The sequence below is a fragment of the Streptomyces sp. NPDC042336 genome, assembly GCF_055581985.1.
Genome location: NZ_JBVJEA010000029.1, coordinates 50699 through 70119, shown reverse-complemented (window position 1 = coordinate 70119; position 19421 = coordinate 50699). Strand labels below are relative to the sequence as shown.

The window sequence follows — 19421 nt, the reverse complement described above, 5'->3', positions numbered from 1 at the left end:
GACACACCATGCCAGTCCACTACGACGACGCGCACATCCGAGAACTCGGCCAATTGTGGATCTCCACCGGCGAGATGCTGCAGGAAGCCGTCGGGATCATGGACGGCGCCGTGAGTTCCATGGCCGGAGGCTGGACGGGCAAGGCGGGCCAGGCGGCGGAACTCGTCTGGAACGGCGTCGCCGACCACAACATCCGGCACGCGCTGCTGGAGGCGGGCACGGTGGCCGTCGAGATCGGGCAGGCGATCATCAACTACGCCGACGAGTTGCAGAAGGCCATCGACGAGATCAACCGCGCCGCCCTCATCGGAGCGCTGACCACGATCTTCGGCATGGTCCTCGGCGTCGCCTCGTTCGGCATCGGCGCCGTCCTGGCGCGGCTGACCTCGCTCGTGGGCCAACTGGTGCAGAGCATCGCTTCCAGCATCTCCCGGATCGCGGCCGCGGCCGCGAACGTCGGGCGGGCGGCGGCGTTCACCGCGGACTCGGTGCTCAACGCGGGCGTGACCCTCGGCACCGACCTGTTCGCAGGGTTGCTGGGCTCCAAAGCGGGGCACGGGCCCATGCACATCGACTGGGAGTCCGAGGGCGTCAACATGGGCCTGGGCGTGTGGACGGGCTGGGGAATGGGCGGAGTCGACATCCTCAAGGGCCCGAACACCGCCGCGGGCGGCAAGGGCCTGCCGAACATCGCCACCCCCGGCCCTGCCCCCAGCCCCAGCAAGGCGTCCAGCCTCTCCGTGCCGCACGCGGGCAACAACATCCCCAACGTCGGGCTGCCACACGTGGGAGACCTCGCCCCCTTCCCGAACTCGGTCGTCCAGACCAACCACGCACCGCCCACCGGTGCCGGCGCCACCAACCCCGTGACCGCCGCGCCCGGACCGAACGCCGGGGCTCCGGGCAGCGCCACCCCGCTGCCGGGCACCGTGCGCCCCGGGCAGGAGCGGCCGGGCACGCAGACACCCGGCACGGCCCGGCCGGACTCCCCGGCGCCCCACCCCCTCCCCACCCCCTCCGCGGGCCGGACCGAGGGCGGCGGACAGCGGCCCCACACCGTCCGGCCCGGCCAGGTCCACCCCGAGGGGACGTCCCCGGCGGTGTCGGGACCGAACGCGCCGGTCGCCCCGCGTCCGGGGGAGGTCCGCACCGGCGGGAGCTCGCCCGCCGTCACGGGACCGAACGCGCCGGTCGCCCCTTGGCCGGGGGAGGTCCGCACCGGCGGGAGCTCGCCGGCTGCCACGGTGCCGAACGCGCCGGTCGCCCCGCGGCCGGGCAACCAGGTTCCCCACACCGCAGGCAACGACATCGCCACCGGCAACGGCACACCGCCCGCCGCCGTACGCAGCAGTCCCTCCACCCCCCAGACGCCGCACGCCTTCCTGGACGGTCCGCGCAGCGCCGGCCTCCCGGACGCCCCGGCGGTCTCCCCGAGCCCGCACGGCGGCGCCGGAGCGGTGCGCGAGACCGCCCCCGCCGGCCCCGGCGGCGTGCCACGCCCGAACAGCCCCCGGGGCGAACAGAACAACCCCACCGCGACGTCACACGCCCCGGGCTCGGGGGAGACGACCCCGCGCAACACCGTCACCTCGCACGCGGGCAACCCCCGGGCACCCCTCGCCGAGGGCCCCGCGGGGGCGGGCGCCGGACGGGCCACGACGCCGACGCCGCACGGCACGCCCGCCGAGGGAGCCGGCGTCACGCAGCCCCCCGCCCGCGGCACCGGCACGCCCGAACCCACCCCCGTACGCCCGGGCACGCCCGCGTCCGGCACCGGCGAGCGCCCCGCGCAGGGCACGCCGGTGCGGACGGCGGCGAGCGTCGAAACCCACGCGGCCCCGGTCCGCAGGCCGGACTCGGTGTCCTCCTCGGCCGCCGAGGCTCCGGCGCCCGCCCACCACGAAGCGGCAGCGGGCACCACGGCCCACGACGGACCCCAGGGAGCCCCGCACCGCGGCGCGCGTCCCGTCGAGCCCGCCCACGAGGCCGCCGCCGTGCCCGCCCGCCCCGACCGTGCCGCACAGGACACGCTCGGCCCCCAGAGCCCGCACACCCCCGCTCCCGACGGCGGCGCGACGCCCGAGCAGCGGTGGCACACCTACCGGCAGGGGCAAAACGAGCGGACCCTGCCCGTCGTCGAGGCCGAGGCCCGGCTGGAGTTCCGCGGGGAGGAACTCACCGCCTCGTGGAACAAGGCGTACGACACGTTCGCCGAGAACGACGTGTTCGGCGGAACGGGCATCGCCCGGGACGGGCACCAGATGCGCAACGCCCACTGGCAGTGGCGCCACGACATCACCCAGCAGTTCCGGACCGAGGTCGAGAGCACGGGACGCGTCTCCTCCGAGGCGTTCGACCGCATCGTCCACGACGCCAAGGCGAGCGCCCACCACTACATCGTGCGCGCGGACCAGAAGGAGAGGTTCGCCGCTGTCGTCAAGGAAAGGATCGACTCCTACAAGGCGAACCGGTTCGGTGACGGGGAACTGCTGCCGGACTTCCAGCACGCGCCCACGAAGTCCGTCTTCGACAAGGACCTCAACCGATTCGTCAAGGACGACAGCAAGCTGTACGGCCACCCCGACGACGGCACCACCGCGCCCGCCGACCCCTTCCGTGACCGGTCGCACGACTACAACGTGCTGGAGCAGTACTACCTCACCAAGGAGGCCCAGCTCGACGGGATCCTCGACCGGTACCTGCACCACGGGGAGACCGGCGGGGGACTGCCCGCCCGCACCGGCCGCCAGATCGACACCCTCGTGGAGGGCGTGTCCGACGACATCGGGGCCATCGCATCCCGGGAGCGGGACATCCGGACCGCGACCGGCGAGCAGTTCGACGACCTCATCCGGTGGAACTCGCGGGGCCCCGACGCGCTGTCCGAGGACTTCGTGGCCAAGGTGCGCCAGGACTTCGAGCACGACCTGCGCACCGACCACGACCTCGTCTTCCGCCACGGCGACGGAGACGGACCCCGCGCTCTGTGGGACCTGAGGACGAGCCGGGCGATCGACGAACTCCCCGGCCGCATCGCCAAGGAGCACTTTGTCCGGGCCCGGTTGGCCGAGGAGACCGCCTTCGCGCAGAACCACCTGGCCCAGTTGGGCGAGGACTTCCTCGGCCGCTTCGGCGAGGGCGGCCGCGAGCGCGTGGTCGCCGAGTACCTCGACGCCGTACGGGCCACCGCCCAGCGGCACTTCGACGAGTGGCTGGACAGTCCGGCGAAGGCCGAGGAGACCGCCGCGGAGTGGTCCGGCGCCCGCGACGACCTGCGTACGTCCCTGCCCGAACGCATCCGGCACGAGGGCGACCTCCAGGCCGTCGTCGGCGAGGCCGCACACGCCTTCCACGAAATCGCGGGACACCCCGGCAGCACCGAGGCCTTCCCCCTGCACGAGGACACCCTCAGCAGACTCGGCAACGACTTCCGCACGGAGCGCGTCACCCGGTACGACGAACTGTTCGCCCCCGAGGGACACCGGACCTCGGCCTGGCTGTCGCACGAGTCGCGCGGCGAGGACGGCTTCCAGGCCCGCCTCGACGACCTGCGCGACGGCGACTTCGTGCCCGAGTTGCGGAGCTGGTCCTACCCGGCCTTCCGGGACTGGCGCGCGGATCGCGTCCCGTCCGCCGAGGGGCACCCGGCCGCCCGCCCGGACACCCCGGACCGGTCCGTCTCCGGGGACGGCGACGCGGCCCCCGGGCACCGGACATCCGCCCCCGCACACGACGCGACCTCCGACGCACCGGTCCCCTCGCCCTCGCGGACACCGGCGCCCCCGCGGACGGACCCCACCGCGCACACGCAGGCGTCCGCGCAGCCGAAGCCAGAAGCACCCGCACTCGTACGCACGCAGGTCACCCTGGACCGGGACGCGGCCGGCACGCCCGGGACCGCGGTCCGCACACCCGAGGCGAGCGCCCACGGCTCGGAGCAGCAGCACCGAGCGCAGCAGCCTGCGCAGGGACTTCGCCAGGACGACGCACAGACCCTCGACCTGCCCGCCGAGGTGGGCCGCATCGTCCGGGGTTCCTCGGAGTTCACCGGCACCCGGGCCCAGGCGGAGCACGCCCACCAGCGGCTGCTGGAGCAGCGTCCCGACGTCGTGAAGCTCCCCGCCAGGACGCAGGCGACGTTGGTCGCCGACGAGATGCTGCGCTCCCAGGAGCAGATGCGGAAGGCCGCGAGCCAGACGTTGCTGCGGTACACGGACCGTTATCCCGACAACCAGCGGATCCACCAGGTGCACCAGGAGCTGTTCGAGCAATTCGGCACCGAGTTCCAGGACCTCACGCCCGCCCAGCGGGCGGACCTCGTGGTCGCCCGGACCCTGGACGAGAACTTCGGCAGGCCGGCGGCGGCCCCGTACCACCCTGTCCCGTCCGTCGACCCGACCGAGGCGGCGGAGACCATCCGGGGCGTCCTGGCAGAACGCGGCATCGAGGACCTCCCGGCCGACCGGATCGACCGGGCTCACGAGGACCTGCTGAACGTCGGCATCCTCACCCCGCAGTCGACACTCGCCGAACGCGTCGCGGTCGTCGCGGACTTCGTGACCGAGAGCGAGCGGCTGACCGACGCGGTCAACGACGAGCTGGGTGCGAGGGCCGGCCGGCCGGTGTCCTACGAGGAGGTCGGCGACGCGGCGTGGCAGCTGGCGTCGGAGACCGGCGAGGCGTTCACGTCCCTGTCGGTCCCCGCGCAGGTGGAGGCCATCGCCGACCACATCCTGGGGACGCCCCGGCAGGACCGGGCCGAGACCACGGCAGCGCGCACGGTGGACAAGGGCAAAGCCGTGGACCGCGGCCGGGACCCCGACCCGCAGGAGCGCACCGAGGGGCCGGAGGACGGCTTCGACCAGGAACGGGCCCTTCGCGAGCTGCAGACCCAGGACCCTCTGCTGCGCGACCTGACCCCGGGCGAACTGCTTGACGCGTTCCGCATCCAGGAGCACACCGATCCCGCCGTCGCCGGCGCGGAGCGGCTCACCCGTCTGCAGCACCTGGGCCGGATCGGCCGCGAGCTGCACCTGCACGGTGCCGAAGCCGCCTGGGACCTGGCCGGACGGCTGTCCGAACACGGAGACCGAACGGGCCTGTTCGGCGGCAGCTCCGAGCAGGCGGCGACCTCGACCGCCGGTCGGTCCGCAGATCCTTCGGGCGCCACGCAGACCACTGAGCAGGCGCACTTCGCACATCCGGAGGCGCACCTGAGCGCCGACCCCAAGTCGTTCCTCGGAACGCACGTACTGTCCCTGGACATGAAGACCGGTCTCGAGACCCATGCGCCGGGTCTGGGACCGAAGGACCTGGACGACTTCATCAACGCCCTGTCGATTCTGCCGGGTCACGCGGGGCACCTGTCCGAGCACCGCTTCGTCCTGTCGCAGCGGGGCGTGGACACCGCGGGGAAGGCGGTGTTCGCGCTGGCCCCGGCGGTCGAGTGGTACGTCGGGCACTACGGCGCCGACCGCTTCTCCTTCAGCGAGGACACGGTCCTGCCCGCCCCGAGGCCCGAGGGCGAGTACGTGAACGCCGTCTTCGTGCCCTACCTGACGCGCGGCTCGGAGGACTACGCGGACAACGTCGGTCACGCGGACGTGCTGGCGCATCCCGGCCTGACGGACCCCCGCCTGGTGCTGACGCCGACGATGAACGGCTGCGCCTACGCCGTCACGCCCTCGGCGCGGGCGGGCCGGATCACGGTGTGGCACTACCAGTCGCCGGACACCAAGATGCCGGCCCCGGTGGTGTTCCGCAGGGAGCAGCGGCCGACGGACTGGTACGGCGCGGGCGAGTACTTCGGCGGCGTCGCGGAAGGGGAGCTCTTCGAGGTCGCCAACGTGATGGCGTACGGCAGGGACGGCTGGGAGTTCGTCAGCCAGGAGACCCACACGGGGGCGACGGACACCACGACGACCCTGGCCCGCGTCCGCAGCCGCGCGGTGCACACCGAACCGGGCCACGAGCTGACGTACACGAAGACCGCCTACCAGAGCCTGGTCCACAGCGAACTGCACGACTGGGACCTGCCGCAGGCGTTGCGCAACATCGAGGGCGTGCGACCCCAGGGCCCGGACACCGGGATGCTGCGCGCACTGCACGACCGTATCGCCGCGCACATCCAGGGCGAGATCGGCCTGCTCGGCACGCCCACGACGTTCGACGCACTGCGTGGCCTCGCGGACACGTTCTCGAACGGGCGGGCCGCGCTGAGGACCGACCTGGAGAAGCAGGTCGCGCGGGCCGCCGCGGAGGCGGCCTCGTGGGCCACCACGGAGAAGACCAAGGCGGCTGTCACGGCGCGGCGCGACCACGCCGAGCGGATGGTCGACCAGTTCGTCAACCGGCCGGGCCAGGACTGGATCGAACAGTTGCGCGGCGAGTTGGCCCCGGAGAACCCGCGGACGACGGCCGCGTCGTACCAGCGCAAGGCGCGCACCGAGCTGCACAGCGTCCTGTCCACGGTGAACATCGAGATCAACCGCGCCCTGGGCGCCAAGCCGAAGGGCGCGGTGGCGAAGACCGTCTCCGACCTCGCCACCTCGGTGCGCGGGCAGATCGGGCGCGAGATCGACCGGCTGGGCCGGGCGCAGGACTTCACCGCCCTGTGGGTTCTGGCCGACCGGTTCGCGGCGGAGCGCGGCGACCTGCGCATCACCGGAGAGGCGGAATACCACGCCAGGACTCGCCTGGAGAAGGACCGCAAGCAGGTGGAGAGGTTCCTCCCGCTGGTCCGGAGCATCCTCGATGCTCTGGTCACCCCCCGGCTGGAAGACTGGATCAAGGGCCTGCGTGAGGAGAGCGCAGCCGTGACCGGCGCCAGCGCCTGGCAACGGCTGCCGCACGACGAGCGGACGGAACTGGGCAGGCAGGTGCAGAGCCGGCTGCCCCGGGGCGTCAGGGAGGACGCGTTCTTCGACCTCCGGGTCCGGGACGCCTACGACGGACTGGACGACGCCGTACGCAACGGGCCGCCGGCCGACCGGGCGGAGCGGATCGCCGACTCCCTCTACGGAGGGCCCCGGGACCCCGACGTGGACGATCTCTTCGTCCACTCGGTCAACGACCTGCTCACCGGCATGGGCCGGGAAAGGGTGTCGCCCTGGCGGGTGCACCAGACCCACCGGAGCCTGGAAACCTCGCGTGGAACGGCCTTCTCGCGGGGCAACAGCGTCTTCCGCGCGGAAGCGGTCGCCACCCGTCTCGCGGGCCTGCCCCACACCGGTCGTCCGGGAGGGGCACGCGACACCTTCGAGCAGCGGCCCCCGCGGACGCGGGCGGACGACACCACGGCCGTCGGCAAGGGCAAGGGCGTCGCACAGGACCAGGTGGACGAGGACCCGGAGTTCGTCCAGGGTTCGGCGAGTTCGGGCCGCGTACTGGAGCCGGACCGGGAAGCGGTGACCCTCGACCAGGCCCTGCGGGAGGCCTACGAGGACGAGCCCCTGCTGCACGGACTGCCGCTGGACGCGACGCGCGAGGCCTTCCACATGCGGCAGTCCGAGGGATCCTGGGTCCCCGGGATGCGGCACCGGGAGCGACTTCGGGAGCTGGCCGACATCGGCTGGGAGTTGCACCGCAACGGTCCCGAGGCCGCCCGGGCACTGGCCGCCCGGCTGGCCCGGGACGACCGCCGGGTCGACACGGACCGGCGGGCCCCGGTGTCGCAGCAGCCCCCGCAGGCCGCCGTCCCGACGGTCACCGAGGATTTCCATGTCCCGGTCACCGTGTGGAGGTACGACCGTACGGCCTTGCCGCACACCCACACCGGGCAGCGGGGCGATGGCCTGTGGCGGGACGTCCGCAATCCGTCCCGCACCGCGACCTCGGAGCAACTGGGGCTCGGGCCCGGCCACCGGGAGCACGGCGACCAGTTCGACGAGGTGACGGACCGCGCCTACGGCAGCGGAAACGTCAAGATCTCGACGCTCGGCGAGATCACGGCGCCCGACCGCTGGGCCAACACGGTGCGCCGGGTGCTGCCCGACACCAAGCGGCGGGTCGAACTGGCCCTGCGGGAGCTGCGCGCCGCCGACGGCGCTCCCCAGGGGGCGCTGCTCGACGCGCTGACGAGCAGTTTCCCGCTGTTCCAGCGGGCGACCCCGCAGGAGGCCGCCCCCTTCCTCGCCCACCTCACCCAGGTGCTGGAGCGGGTGGGCGCCGGACTCGACTCCGGCACGGCGGCCGTCACCCTGGTGGGCAGGACCTCCTACCACCTGGCCGCGGCACTGGCGGAGAGGGCCGGCGCGGTGGGCTGGGTCGACCCCGTCGCCCGGGACGTGACCGGCCGTCTCCTGGACCCCCACCGGATGAAGCGCGACGAGATCGCACCAGTCTTCGCACGCAAGGGCCCCATCCACCTCACCAAGGCGAACGACAAGGACTGGGACCTGGCGTGGACCCTCGTCCACGAGGCCACGCACCGGTACGCCGGAACGGACGACTACCAGTACAGCAGCTACGAGATGGAGCGGGTCGAGGACGCTCTCGGCGCCCCGAGGCTGGAGAACCGGCAGGCCCGCGATCCGATGACCTACACCGGTTCGGACGAATCGGTCCTCCCCGCCAAGCAGCACAACTGGTACGCCATGGGCAGGCGTTCGCTGATGAACGCCGACTCCTTCGCGCAGTTCGTCATGACCCTCACCGGGGAGCGGCACGCCGGACTCGGCCGGTGGTACGCCGGACCGGGCGTCTCCCGCGTGCTGGGGCTGGACGCGGACCTGGCCCAGAGGGTCAACCGGCGGCTGACGCGGCTCGGGCACGAGCCCGTCGACGCCGAGCGGGCCATCGAGGCATACCGGGAGCTGGGATCGGCCGGGGACACCTTCGCGCACCTGGACTTCCGGGCGCGGGTGGAGAGGACCGCGCGGCACATCGCGGGAATGCGGAGCGACCTCACGCCAGGTGGTGCCAAGACGGACGGGCACGGAGCGGCGGCGGGGCAGGACGCGCCTGTCCACGCTCCCGAGCGGGCGGCGTCGTTCCCGCCGACCACCGAGGGCGTCCCCGGTCACCCCCTGCGCCACGGCATCGCCGCCGATGTCACCACCGCGGCTGGGGCCCCCGAACGCCTGCTCGGCACCGCTCCGTTGGAGACCGTCCCCGAGGTGGAGGAGACTCCGGGAGCTGTCCACGAGACCCCCACGGCCACGACCCGGCCCGCGACGATCGGTGTGGACCTGGAAGAACGCCGGCCGCCGCGACTCGACCGCGAGCTGCCGCCCGCGCCGACGACCACGGGACCGGTGAAGTTCAGCGACGGTACCCGGCTGCCCGTTCAGATGGCCGAGGGCGTCGGCACCCGGCTGACCGGACTGCCGCCGGACGTCGTACGCCGCTCGTTCGCCTTCGGCCAGAGCAACCCCCGACTGCGCGGCATCGACCAGGTCGTGGGCGAGCTGGGCCGGGAGCTGGCGACCCGGGAGAGCACCCGTCCCGCGCTGCCCAGGGGACAGAAGCAGGGCACCCCCGTCCTGTTGGAGCAGGTGAGCCGTGCCCTGCGCGACGACACACGGGGATTCTTCGGCGACGGCAAGACGTTCGGCTACCGGACGGCGAACGGCAGGACCCGCGTCCTGCGGATCACCGCCCGGCCCTACGGCAGCTGGGAACGGTTCACCTTCGGCTACGCGAACCCGGTCAAGAACGACGTGATGCGCCGGTCGACCACGACCGGTGGACAGGTCAAGGCCAACGGAACCTCCTTCGGTCTGTCCCCGAGCGTGCCCCTCGGCCCCCTCAAGTCGTTCCTGTCACCGTGGGCCCGGCTGCACGCGCAGGTCAACTTCGGCAAGCAGGTGAAGTACAACCAGCAGCGCCAGGTGATCAACCAGACCGAATCCCGCGCCACGGACGCATCGCACCTCCATGTCGACGACGTCTGGTACGAGTTCTCGGTCCACGACCGGCGCGGCCGGCCCGTCGACCTGAACGGCAGGGCGATCACCGACGGCGACACGGACCGGCAGGCGGCCGGGTTCGGCTTCGCCGTGCGCGACGGCCTCACGGTGCGCATCCCCGACTCGTCGACCAGCGGCGCACCGCCCGCGGGCCAGCTGCCGGAACGCCTGACCATGACGGGCGACGCCCGCTACCGGCTGGTGAGCACCGAGGACTTCGGTCCGGTGGGCCACATCCACGACTGGGTGGTCGAGCAGGCCGGTGTGGGACCTGACACCGTGGCCGCGGAACAGATCGGCGCGTTCTTCTCCACCAGCGGCTTCCACGCGATGTCCCGCGTACTGAACTCCGGCCCCGTGTTCACCCCGCCGCTCCTCGGCGGCACGCACGGCGCCGACCCGCTCGGCGTGTTCTCGGTGCGGGTCGAGTCCGGCGAAGCGGTCCTGATCAGCGAGACGAAGGCGGCGGAGCTCCGCGACATCGCGCAGAGCACCTCGCGCAACGAACGGCAGGTCGGCAAGGCGCGGACCGTCGACGTCGGCGCCGTGCTCGGCCCCGCCTTCCAGTTGTTCGACCTGGACGGCGGCGCGCTCAACCTGCGGGCGCAGGCGGGACTGACCGCCCGCTACGCCGCCGCGCGCAACCGCGGCACCGTCTCGGGCGGGACCGCCGCCGTGAAGATCGCCGGGCAGGCCAAGACCACCGACACCGGCCTGTACCTGGTGCACAAGAAGGTCACGGTGACCGCGCCGCCCAACAAGCAGGCCGCGCCGCTCAGGTCCGGGCCGGGCGAGGGGGACCGTCCCGGCAGGCTGCGCAAGCACTCGCCGCGGAAGTGGAGCGAGGAACCGGCCACCCGGGTCTTCGACACCTACGCCATTGAACGGATCACCCGCACCGAGGCCCGGCGGCTGGCAGGGCTGGACAGGACACCCGAGCGGACGACGCCGGAACCGCGGGCTCCGCGCTATCTGACGGAGAACGATCCGACGACGCTCGGCATGAGCCGGGTCGAGGAGTTCACGTTCACCGACGGAACCGTCAGCAAGGTCGTCGACGGCAGGACGGTGACGTTCCCCGAACACTTCGCCGACGCCGTGCTCAAAGAGGTCGGCAGGGCCTATCCGGACCTGGTCGCCCCCCTGCGCGAGCTGAACCCGGACAACCCCCGCTGGCGCGGCGCCGACCACTTCAAGACGGTGCTGAACAACACCCTGGAGATCTACCACCAGCTCGCCCACCACAGCCTGGCGACGAACGTCGAGACGATGATGACCACCGGGCTCCGCATCGACCTGGTGGAGTCGGCCGCGCTCTCCCGCGGCCACCGCTACGTATGGATCGACGCCAAGCTGACCGGACGGCGCTACGAGGGGGACCAGCAGGACCTGCGGGTGCGACTCAGCGCTCCCGGCACCGAGGCCGTCGGCGGCCAGCGAAGCGGTTCCCGCGGCGGCCAGGTGGGAGTGGAGGGCATGCTCTCGCTGAGCGACACCACCCCCAGCGACCTGGGCGGCGTACTCCAGACCGGCACCCTCACGGCAGGCATCCGTGCGGGCGGGCGCACCGACTCCGAGAGCGGCTACGGCATGTCCGCGGCCAACGAGCAGATGTCGTACAACACCGGCGGCTCCCGCCTCTACAGTTACGACCTGCGCCTCGACGCCAAGCGCGGCGGCTACTCCCGCCCCCGCCGGTGGATGCGGGGCCTGGTGCTCCAGAACCTGCTGGGCACCCAGCCCTTCGTGTTCGGCGAGCCGGAGAGCCCCCTGTTCACCCCCCGGCCGGGCACGGAGGAGGCGGCGGGGCTGGGGAGGGTGCTGCTGAGCGTCCCGGTCGAGCACGCCCCGGCCGCCACGTCCGCCACCACCACACGGACCGAGTCCGGCCCGCAGACGCAGGACGTCCCGGGGACGGCGCCGGAGATGACCCGGCAGGAGGCCCTCGACCTGGCGTTGGGGACGGGCAAGGCGCTGGAGGACGCGGCAGGCCGGGAGGCCACCGTGCTGGCATCGCACCCGCACCAGACGGTCTCCGTCACGTCCGGCCCCGAGATGACGCGGGCACTGGAGACGACGCTCGACAAGGCCACCGGGCGTTCCTGGACGGCCGGCCGGAAGGGCGCCCCGGTCCACGACGCGGCGATCCAGCTCACCGACAGCAAGACGCTGCGGGCCAACCACGACCAGGCCTCCACCCCCATGGGCTGGCGGGCACCGGAGCTGTGGGCGGCGGCACCGTACCTGAACCGTTCGACGTGGCTCGCCCACCGCACGACCGTCCTGCCGGGCCTGACCGCACTGACCCGGGCGGAGACCATCAACTCCGACTCCGTCGTCGGCGGCACCCTTCAGGCGTCCGGCCGCAGCGCCCGCACCACCGCCCTGTTCTTCGGCGGCCAGGTGGGCTTCCGCAGGACCCACGACGCGGGAACGGGCGTCACCGGCAACTACGGCCTGGTCCTCAGCCCCTACCGGCGGGACCTGTCCACGTCGGCCACGGTGCAGCGCTCCGCGGTGTCCGAGGTCACCCGCAGGGACAGCGGGCGCCACGCCCTGGTGGCCGCCTCGCTCCTGCACGAGTTCGCTGCCGCCTCCGACCGGCTGGGGACCTGGGCGCACCGCGTCCCCCACATGCCGACGTCCCTTGCCTCGGCCGCGGGGAGCAGGGTCGTGGTCCCCGACGGCCTCCTGGTGCACGTCCCCGAGAAGAACGCCCACCGGCTCGGGGCCCTCAAGGACGCCTTCGGCGACGTACCCCTGTACAAGCAGCGTTCGTGGTCGCCCTTCCCCTGGCTGCGCGGGGCGTTCGGCGGCTGGCCGGTCAACCCGCTCAACACGGCGGCGGCACTGAAGCGGTTCGAGGAGCAACTGGCGCCCCTGGGGCTCACCACACAGGACCGGGAGCAACTGCGCCGGCTCGTCTCCGGTCGCGTGATGCGGGCCCTCGGCAAGGAGATGAGCGGCGGTACCGGCGCCTCCGTGCCCGCCCGTATCGGCCGCTGGGGGGCGGAGTGGGCCGAGACCTGGGTCGGCCACCGCCAAGTGAGGCTGCGGGCCCAGCTCGTACCCCTGCGTGCCACCTCGGACGGCTTCGGCGGCCTGGGCCACAGCGTGGAGCTGGAAGAGGCCCGCCACGCTGTGGAGTCCGTCCAGCGCGCCGAGGGGCGCAGCACGGGCCGGATGATCGGCATCGCCGTGACCGAGGGCGCCCACACCGGTGACACCGCGGTCCCGATGGCGGGACCCACGTACACGCAGACGGGCTCCTCGACGCAGACCCGGGCGCAGACGTGGAGCGAGGGCACCGTCGACATCTCGACGGTCGCGATCTCGCAGGCCCACGGTGAGTACGCCACGCAGTACGAGCTGAGGCTCGACCTGGAGATCACGGACTCCGCACCCGTCACACCGGCACCGGCGCGGCGCGGAGCGGAGCGGGCGCCGGACGCGGCCGGCGACTGGTGGCGGACGTGGACGGGGCGGCGCAAGCACAACATCTCCGTCCAGCAGAGCGTCGGACGGCTCGTCGAACACCTGCCGATGAGCCTGATGCGCCCCGATCCGCAGACCACCGACGGGCAGGCCGCCGGAGTGGCGACGGCCGACCGCCCCGATCCGCTGGCGCCGCCGGAGCTGGACGGGCACGCACAACCGCACCGGGCCGAGCTGCCGCGGGCGTTCGGCGCGGGCGGCTGGCACGAGGTCGCGCACCCGGGGCGCGGCCCGCGGACCAAGCCGTTCGAGATGCCCGAGCAGGGCTTCTCCGTACGCGGCATCGTCGGACTGGAGGGGCTGCACGCCGCCAACACGCTGGCGCTGGGCGCCGCCTACGACGCGTCCCTGCCGGTGCCCGCACACGGCCCGCTCGGCCCCGACCTGCTGGCGCGGGCACAGGACACGCCCCTGACCCGGGCGGGCTCCGGACCGGCCCAGAGCCTGGAGGACGGCACGTCCAACGGCGCGCTGGCCGCGTTCTACGGGCAGACGCTGACGCCGGACGGTTACCAGGTCGCCGGGCTCACCGACCGCGGCTTCTGGGGCGGAGCGGACGGCAGCCTCACCCTGTACTCCAAGCCGGACCTGTCCGGGGCGCGGCTGCTGACCGTCACGGACGGCGCGAAGTTCGAGCACGCCCACCGCAGCACGCACGGCGCGGGGGCGTCAGCCGACCGGGCGGGGGCGGCCGAGCACGTCCTGCACGCCGGTCCGACGACCACCTCCCCGGCGCTCGGCACCAACCAGATCGGCAGCGGGTCAGGGGCGCAGGGGCTCGACTCGGCCGCCTCGGGCCAGACCGGCGAGCAGCTCGCGTCGGTGAACATCAAGCCGGACAAGGCCCGCACGTTCCTGTTCGCCATCCCCACCACGTGGCTGTCCGTCGCCCACGTGCGGCACCACGTCAAGGACAGCACCCCGGCCCGGTTCCTCCGCAGCGCCTTCGGCAACCCGCAACGGCTGCCGCTGGCGGTGGAGACCGAGGCCACGGTGCTCGCCTGGGTGCGCGAGGACGTCGCCCGGCAGCTCGGCCTGATCGACGGCACCCTCTTCCCGGCCGAGGTGTCTGCGTCCTGGGACGCGGTGGCCGACGCGGAGAAGGCCTGGACCACCGCCGACGAGAACTACTGGAACCTGCGCCGCGGCGACGGCTTCGAGCGGGAGACCGCACTGACCGCCGCCGAACGCACGGTGTCCGAACTCAACGGCGGCGAGCCGCTGCCCGCGCTGTCCGTCGAGGACGCCCGCGCGGCCCTCGACGCCCTGGAACGGCAGGACACGGTCGCCGAACCCGACCACGACGGCTGGGCCGAGGTGCGCGACGAGCGGATCGAGCTGGCCCGGGCGCAGGTGAAGCGGGCGGTGGCGGAGCAGCGGCTGAACGAGGTGAAGGAGGACTTGGCGGCGCTCCGGGCCCACGCCGACGGTCTGGCGATCATCTACGCCGAGGTGCGCGAGGCCACTGACCGCCTGACGAACTGGCACCAGCTCAGCGCCACCCCGCAGGGGCGCATCCAGCTCGCGGACACCCCGGCGCCGCCCCGGGCCGTCTTCACGGAACCCGCAGCCCCCGAACCGGCGAGCCGCAAGCTCCCTGCAACCAAGGCGCAGGCCCCGAACGCGCAGCCCCCGAACGCGGCGGCTGTGAGGGGGGAGCCGTCCACGGTGGCGACAACCGCCGGACAGGAAGACGAGACACGACCCGCGTACTCCGACGCACCCTGGCAGCGAGGGCAGGGCGGCGAGGACTCCGCACAACACCGGTATTTCGACGCCGCGTCCGATCACCGCAGCATCACGGCCACCGAGCCCGACGGTCGCCGCGTGCTCTTCGACCTGCACCGGCCCGAGGGCGACGGCAACGGGTTCTACGCGGCGGTCCTCGCAGCCAGGGGAAGCCGGACCGGTGACCCCGCGCGCCTGGCCGCACAGGTCGCGCGCAGTTCGCACATCCCGGACGGTCTCGGCCTCGACCCGCAGGCCGTCTTCCACACCAGGGAAGTGGCCGCCGCACTGGACCGGGCCTTCCGGGGCGAGCCGGGCCTGCGGGAGCAGATCCGCGAGCGGATGTCGGCCGACGGCGGGCGACTGCCCAAGGCGCTGCGCTCCCGGCTCACCTCGCAGGAGACCCGGGGACTGGTCCGCCGGAACCTGCGCACGGCGCGAGGCTGGAACGCTCAGACGGCGGACGCGGCCGCCCGGGCGACCGCGCGGACCCTGGCCGTGAACCTGACCGTCGTCGAAGAGAACGGAACCCACACGTCGTACCCGGGAGCCGTCGACGACAACTCCGCCACCCTCCCCGAGGTAACCGTCTACCGAAGGGGCGACGCCTACCTCGCCGCGGTTCCGCGCACCACCCGGACCGCCGTAACGGAGCGCGGCGCCGGGTGGCAGACGCTCCGGCAGGTGCGCCTCGCGCGGGCCGCGGCCCTGCGCGACACGCTCGCCCGTAGTGCACCGGCCGAACGGCTGGGCGCCATGGAGGAGTTCGCCAGGGCGGCGCAAGGTCTGGCCGAGGCGTTCACCCGCGAGGCCGCCCTCCGGGAGCGGACCGACGGCGCCGGTTCGTCGGCCGACACCCGTTCCGCCGCCGCACACGCCCAGGCGCTGGACAGCGCCCTGACCCGCTTCGACGCGGCCGAGCGTCGCATGGAGGAGGTGGGGCTGGGAGACCTCTCCGGCCGGGACGACCCCTTGCTCCCGGCACAGCTGAGCGAGCTGCCGGCCTCGCGGTTCCTCGCCCTCATGGAACGGGCCGGGCGGCTGCTGGGCTCGCCGGCCGTGGTGTTCGGTTCCGAGCGGGTCCTGCGCGAGGCTGCGGACACGTACCGCGCGGCGACCGTCGCCGTCGCGGCCGAACTGCTGCAGGGCGACGAGGCCTCGGCCCGCATCCTCGCGGCAGACCTCTCCGAACAGCTCGGCACCAGCCGCGAGAGACTTCCCGGCGGTGCGGTCACCGTCGGCGGCCACGACCTGACCAGGGACTTCTGGGAGACGGCGAGGGACCTGGAGGAGGGCCTCGAACGTGACCTGGAGCACCTGCGGGCCCAGCTCGACCTGCGGATCAAGCAGGCGAACGCCCCCAAGCAGGCGCCGTCGGTCCGTAGCCGGATCTCGGGATGGTTCGGCATGCGCTCCCGTCCCGTGGGGCCCGCCGTCGATCCGGCCGAGGAGATCGAGGAGCTCCGCGACGAGATAGCCGCGCTCCCCGCGGATGTGCTGCGCGAGCAGCGCAGGCACCTCGCCGATCTCGTCAGACACATCGAACGGAGCCTGGAGAACGAGTACCGCCACGAGCTCCTCGACGAGCGGGAATGGCAGGAGCTCCGAGCCGACCGGGACCGGATCCGCGAGAGACTGTCGCGCCTGATCGTGGAGCCCACCGGGCACCGGGGCCACCACGACCTGCTGAGCAGGAGCATCGGCAGGCACCCGGACTTCGGTGCGAAGCGGCAGGACATCAAGGTCGACACCTACTCCGACCTGGCCCGCGGCGTCATGGGGTGGATCGCGGCGAAGCCGAACCGGCACGCAGAGAAGGAACTCGCCCTCCGGGTCGAGTCCGAGGGACGTGTCGAACCGCTCCTGGACGTGTTGCTGACCCGAATTCACACGCACGTCCGGGGCCTTCCCGACGGGCAACGGATGCTCGCCGAGATGGAAGCAGGCATCTCGCACGTCGACGGCACGCCACTGGGCGCCTATCTCAGACACTTCAACAGGCGGAACCTGCCGGAGGACTTGGCGCACCTGGCGACGACGGTGGGGGACCGCGGTGGCATGGCGGGCGTCCTGCGCGACCCCGCGGGGTTCGGCTTCCGCGACAAGATGATGGTCCTGCACGACCTCATGGAGTACTTCAAGGCGAGTTCCCACTACCCGCAGACGTACGGCAGCGGACTGCTGCCCGAGGACACCCTGCACGACCAGCAGGCAACGGTCGTCATCGGCGCGGACGGCCGACGCACCCACTCCTCGGCGCACCGCGCGCAGAACGTCCTCAAGGACGGCACGAAGCACCCCTCGACGCGGGACGAGCACGCTCCGTCCACGATCCTGGCGCGCACGCTGCGCATTCCGGTGTGGGCGGGACAGTCGAACACCGCCATGCGGATGTTCAACTTGGCCCGATGGGCAGGCGCGTCCCGGCACGAGATCGCCGCGGAGGCGTGGGGCATCTTCGCCTTCTGGCGCCTGCACTACGACCACCGGGAGAAGCTGGCCTACCACACGCTCCACGAGACGTTGGACGTCGCCTCGAACTTCGGCGTTCCCTACTCGCTGACCGACCGTGCGGCCGGGCTCGCCGACGTGAGCGTCGAAGCGGCCCTGGCGGAAATGGAGACCAAGGCCGCGGAACTGGCGATGCTGGCCGCACAGGTGGGCAGGGTTGCCGGAATCCTCTCCGGACGAGAGACGCCGGAGCGGGTGGCGCAGGCGCTGGACGAACTGGTTCCCGCCGTACGCACCATGTCCACCAGCGCCGCGGAGATCGAGCGGGGGGTGCGGTCGCTCCGGTCGCGCGCGGCCGAGCGGCTCACCGAGCCCGAGGTCCGGACCCTGATGGAGCTGCTGGACCACGAACGGACGGGCCTCGCCACGCTGTCGACCGTGGAGCAGCACGCGCCCGTCGTGACCGCCGCCCTCCAGGGCGGCTCTCGCGAGCACGGCCTGGATCCGCGGGCCGAGGGCTGGGAGACCGGGCGTGGCATCACCGTCATGGCGCCGCGCTTCGGGCTGCTGGAGCGGGAGCAGGAACATGTGTTCACGGGGCCGGCAGCACACGGCGGCAAGGCAGCGGAGGAGTTCCGCTCCTTCAACCGTCCGTATCCGCACGCCTCGCGGTCGTACCAGTACGAGGTGGGCACCGCAGGAACGCTGGTGCTGCCGGACGGTTCCGTACTCACCGGTGACTGGACACGGTTCGGAGACGACTTCCTGCACGAGCAGGGGTTCGTGCTGCGGGGCGACCACGGCTGGATCGGCAGGGTACTGAACTGGGCCGAACTGCGGGCGGCGCTGCCGGCCGATCCGGCCCGGTACAGCCTGACGGCGGACGATGCACGGATGTATCTCGTCCCCGTCGGACACGTGGGCCGCGTGGTCGCCCTGCCGTTGGCCGAGGAACACGCCGCGACCGACGTGCCGTTGACCGACGACGGGGCCGAGCCCGCCGAGGCGGCAGCGGCGGCCGCCGAGGAGGCGGCGCTCACCGAGGAGGCGGAGAGCGTCGATCAGGCCGATCTTCTCGACTTGGAGCGGTTCCGTCAGCAGACCACGCATCCGGCGGCGTCCGGCCTCCGGTCGCTGTCGCGCGTGGCGGATGTCGACCGGTTGCTGAACGAGTACGGGCGGATCGACGCCGACGACCACGCCCTTCGCGCGCAGGCGCTCGATCGGCTGGCGGACCGAGCCCGCGCCTACGCGACCACCACGAAGGACGAGAGGCGCCGCCTGGTCGTCGGCCGACTCGCCGGGCAGGCGGAGGCCCGGGCCACCCGGCACCGGCGGCAGGCCGAACAGGTGTCCCTCGACCCCATGGACACGGCGTCCACCGGGCCGCTCGGCTACCGCGAACGCGTCGCGCTGGCCAAACGGACGTGGCAGGGGCCGGTGACGGAGGAGGTGGCACGACTGGAACGACTGCTGCTGGAAGCGGGTCCCGGCGCCCGCTCGCTCGTCCTGGGCGCGGTCCCCGGCGAGCAGGTGTGGGCGATGAACATCGTGGGCGAGATCCGCTGGTTGGAGCAGTCCACGGCTCAGGTGACCGGGGCGCCGCAGACCGCACAGGGCATCGTGGTGTCGATCGACCTCGATCCGCAGGCTCGGGTGATCAATCCGGATCCGCGGCTGTTGGCCGCCGAGGCAGGCGGCGGAGCGGCCCGCTTCTGCGAACTGGTGCTGGGCGGGAACCTGAAGCACGTCGTCTGAGGAAAGGCCCCGGCGCGAAAACGCCGGGGCCGCCCGGACCGTGGCAGGTCCAGGGCAGCCCCGGCGTCGTGGTGACGCGCT

The 19421-nt window shown here is 72.9% G+C and carries 1 protein-coding gene; it reads left to right on the top strand.

Annotation, left to right across the window (positions count from 1 at the left end):
* Positions 1-8: 8 nt before the first annotated feature.
* Positions 9-19340 (top strand): hypothetical protein, encoded by a 19332-nt coding sequence (locus ACZ6IM_RS36635; protein ID WP_469562831.1) that lies wholly within the window; start codon positions 9-11, stop codon positions 19338-19340.
* Positions 19341-19421 lie beyond the last annotated feature (81 nt).

What these genes read in the sequence shown, in the direction of transcription:
- ACZ6IM_RS36635 (WP_469562831.1), top strand. Translation starts at nt 9, where the DNA reads ATGCCAGTCCACTACGACGACGCGCACATCCGAGAACTCGGCCAATTG.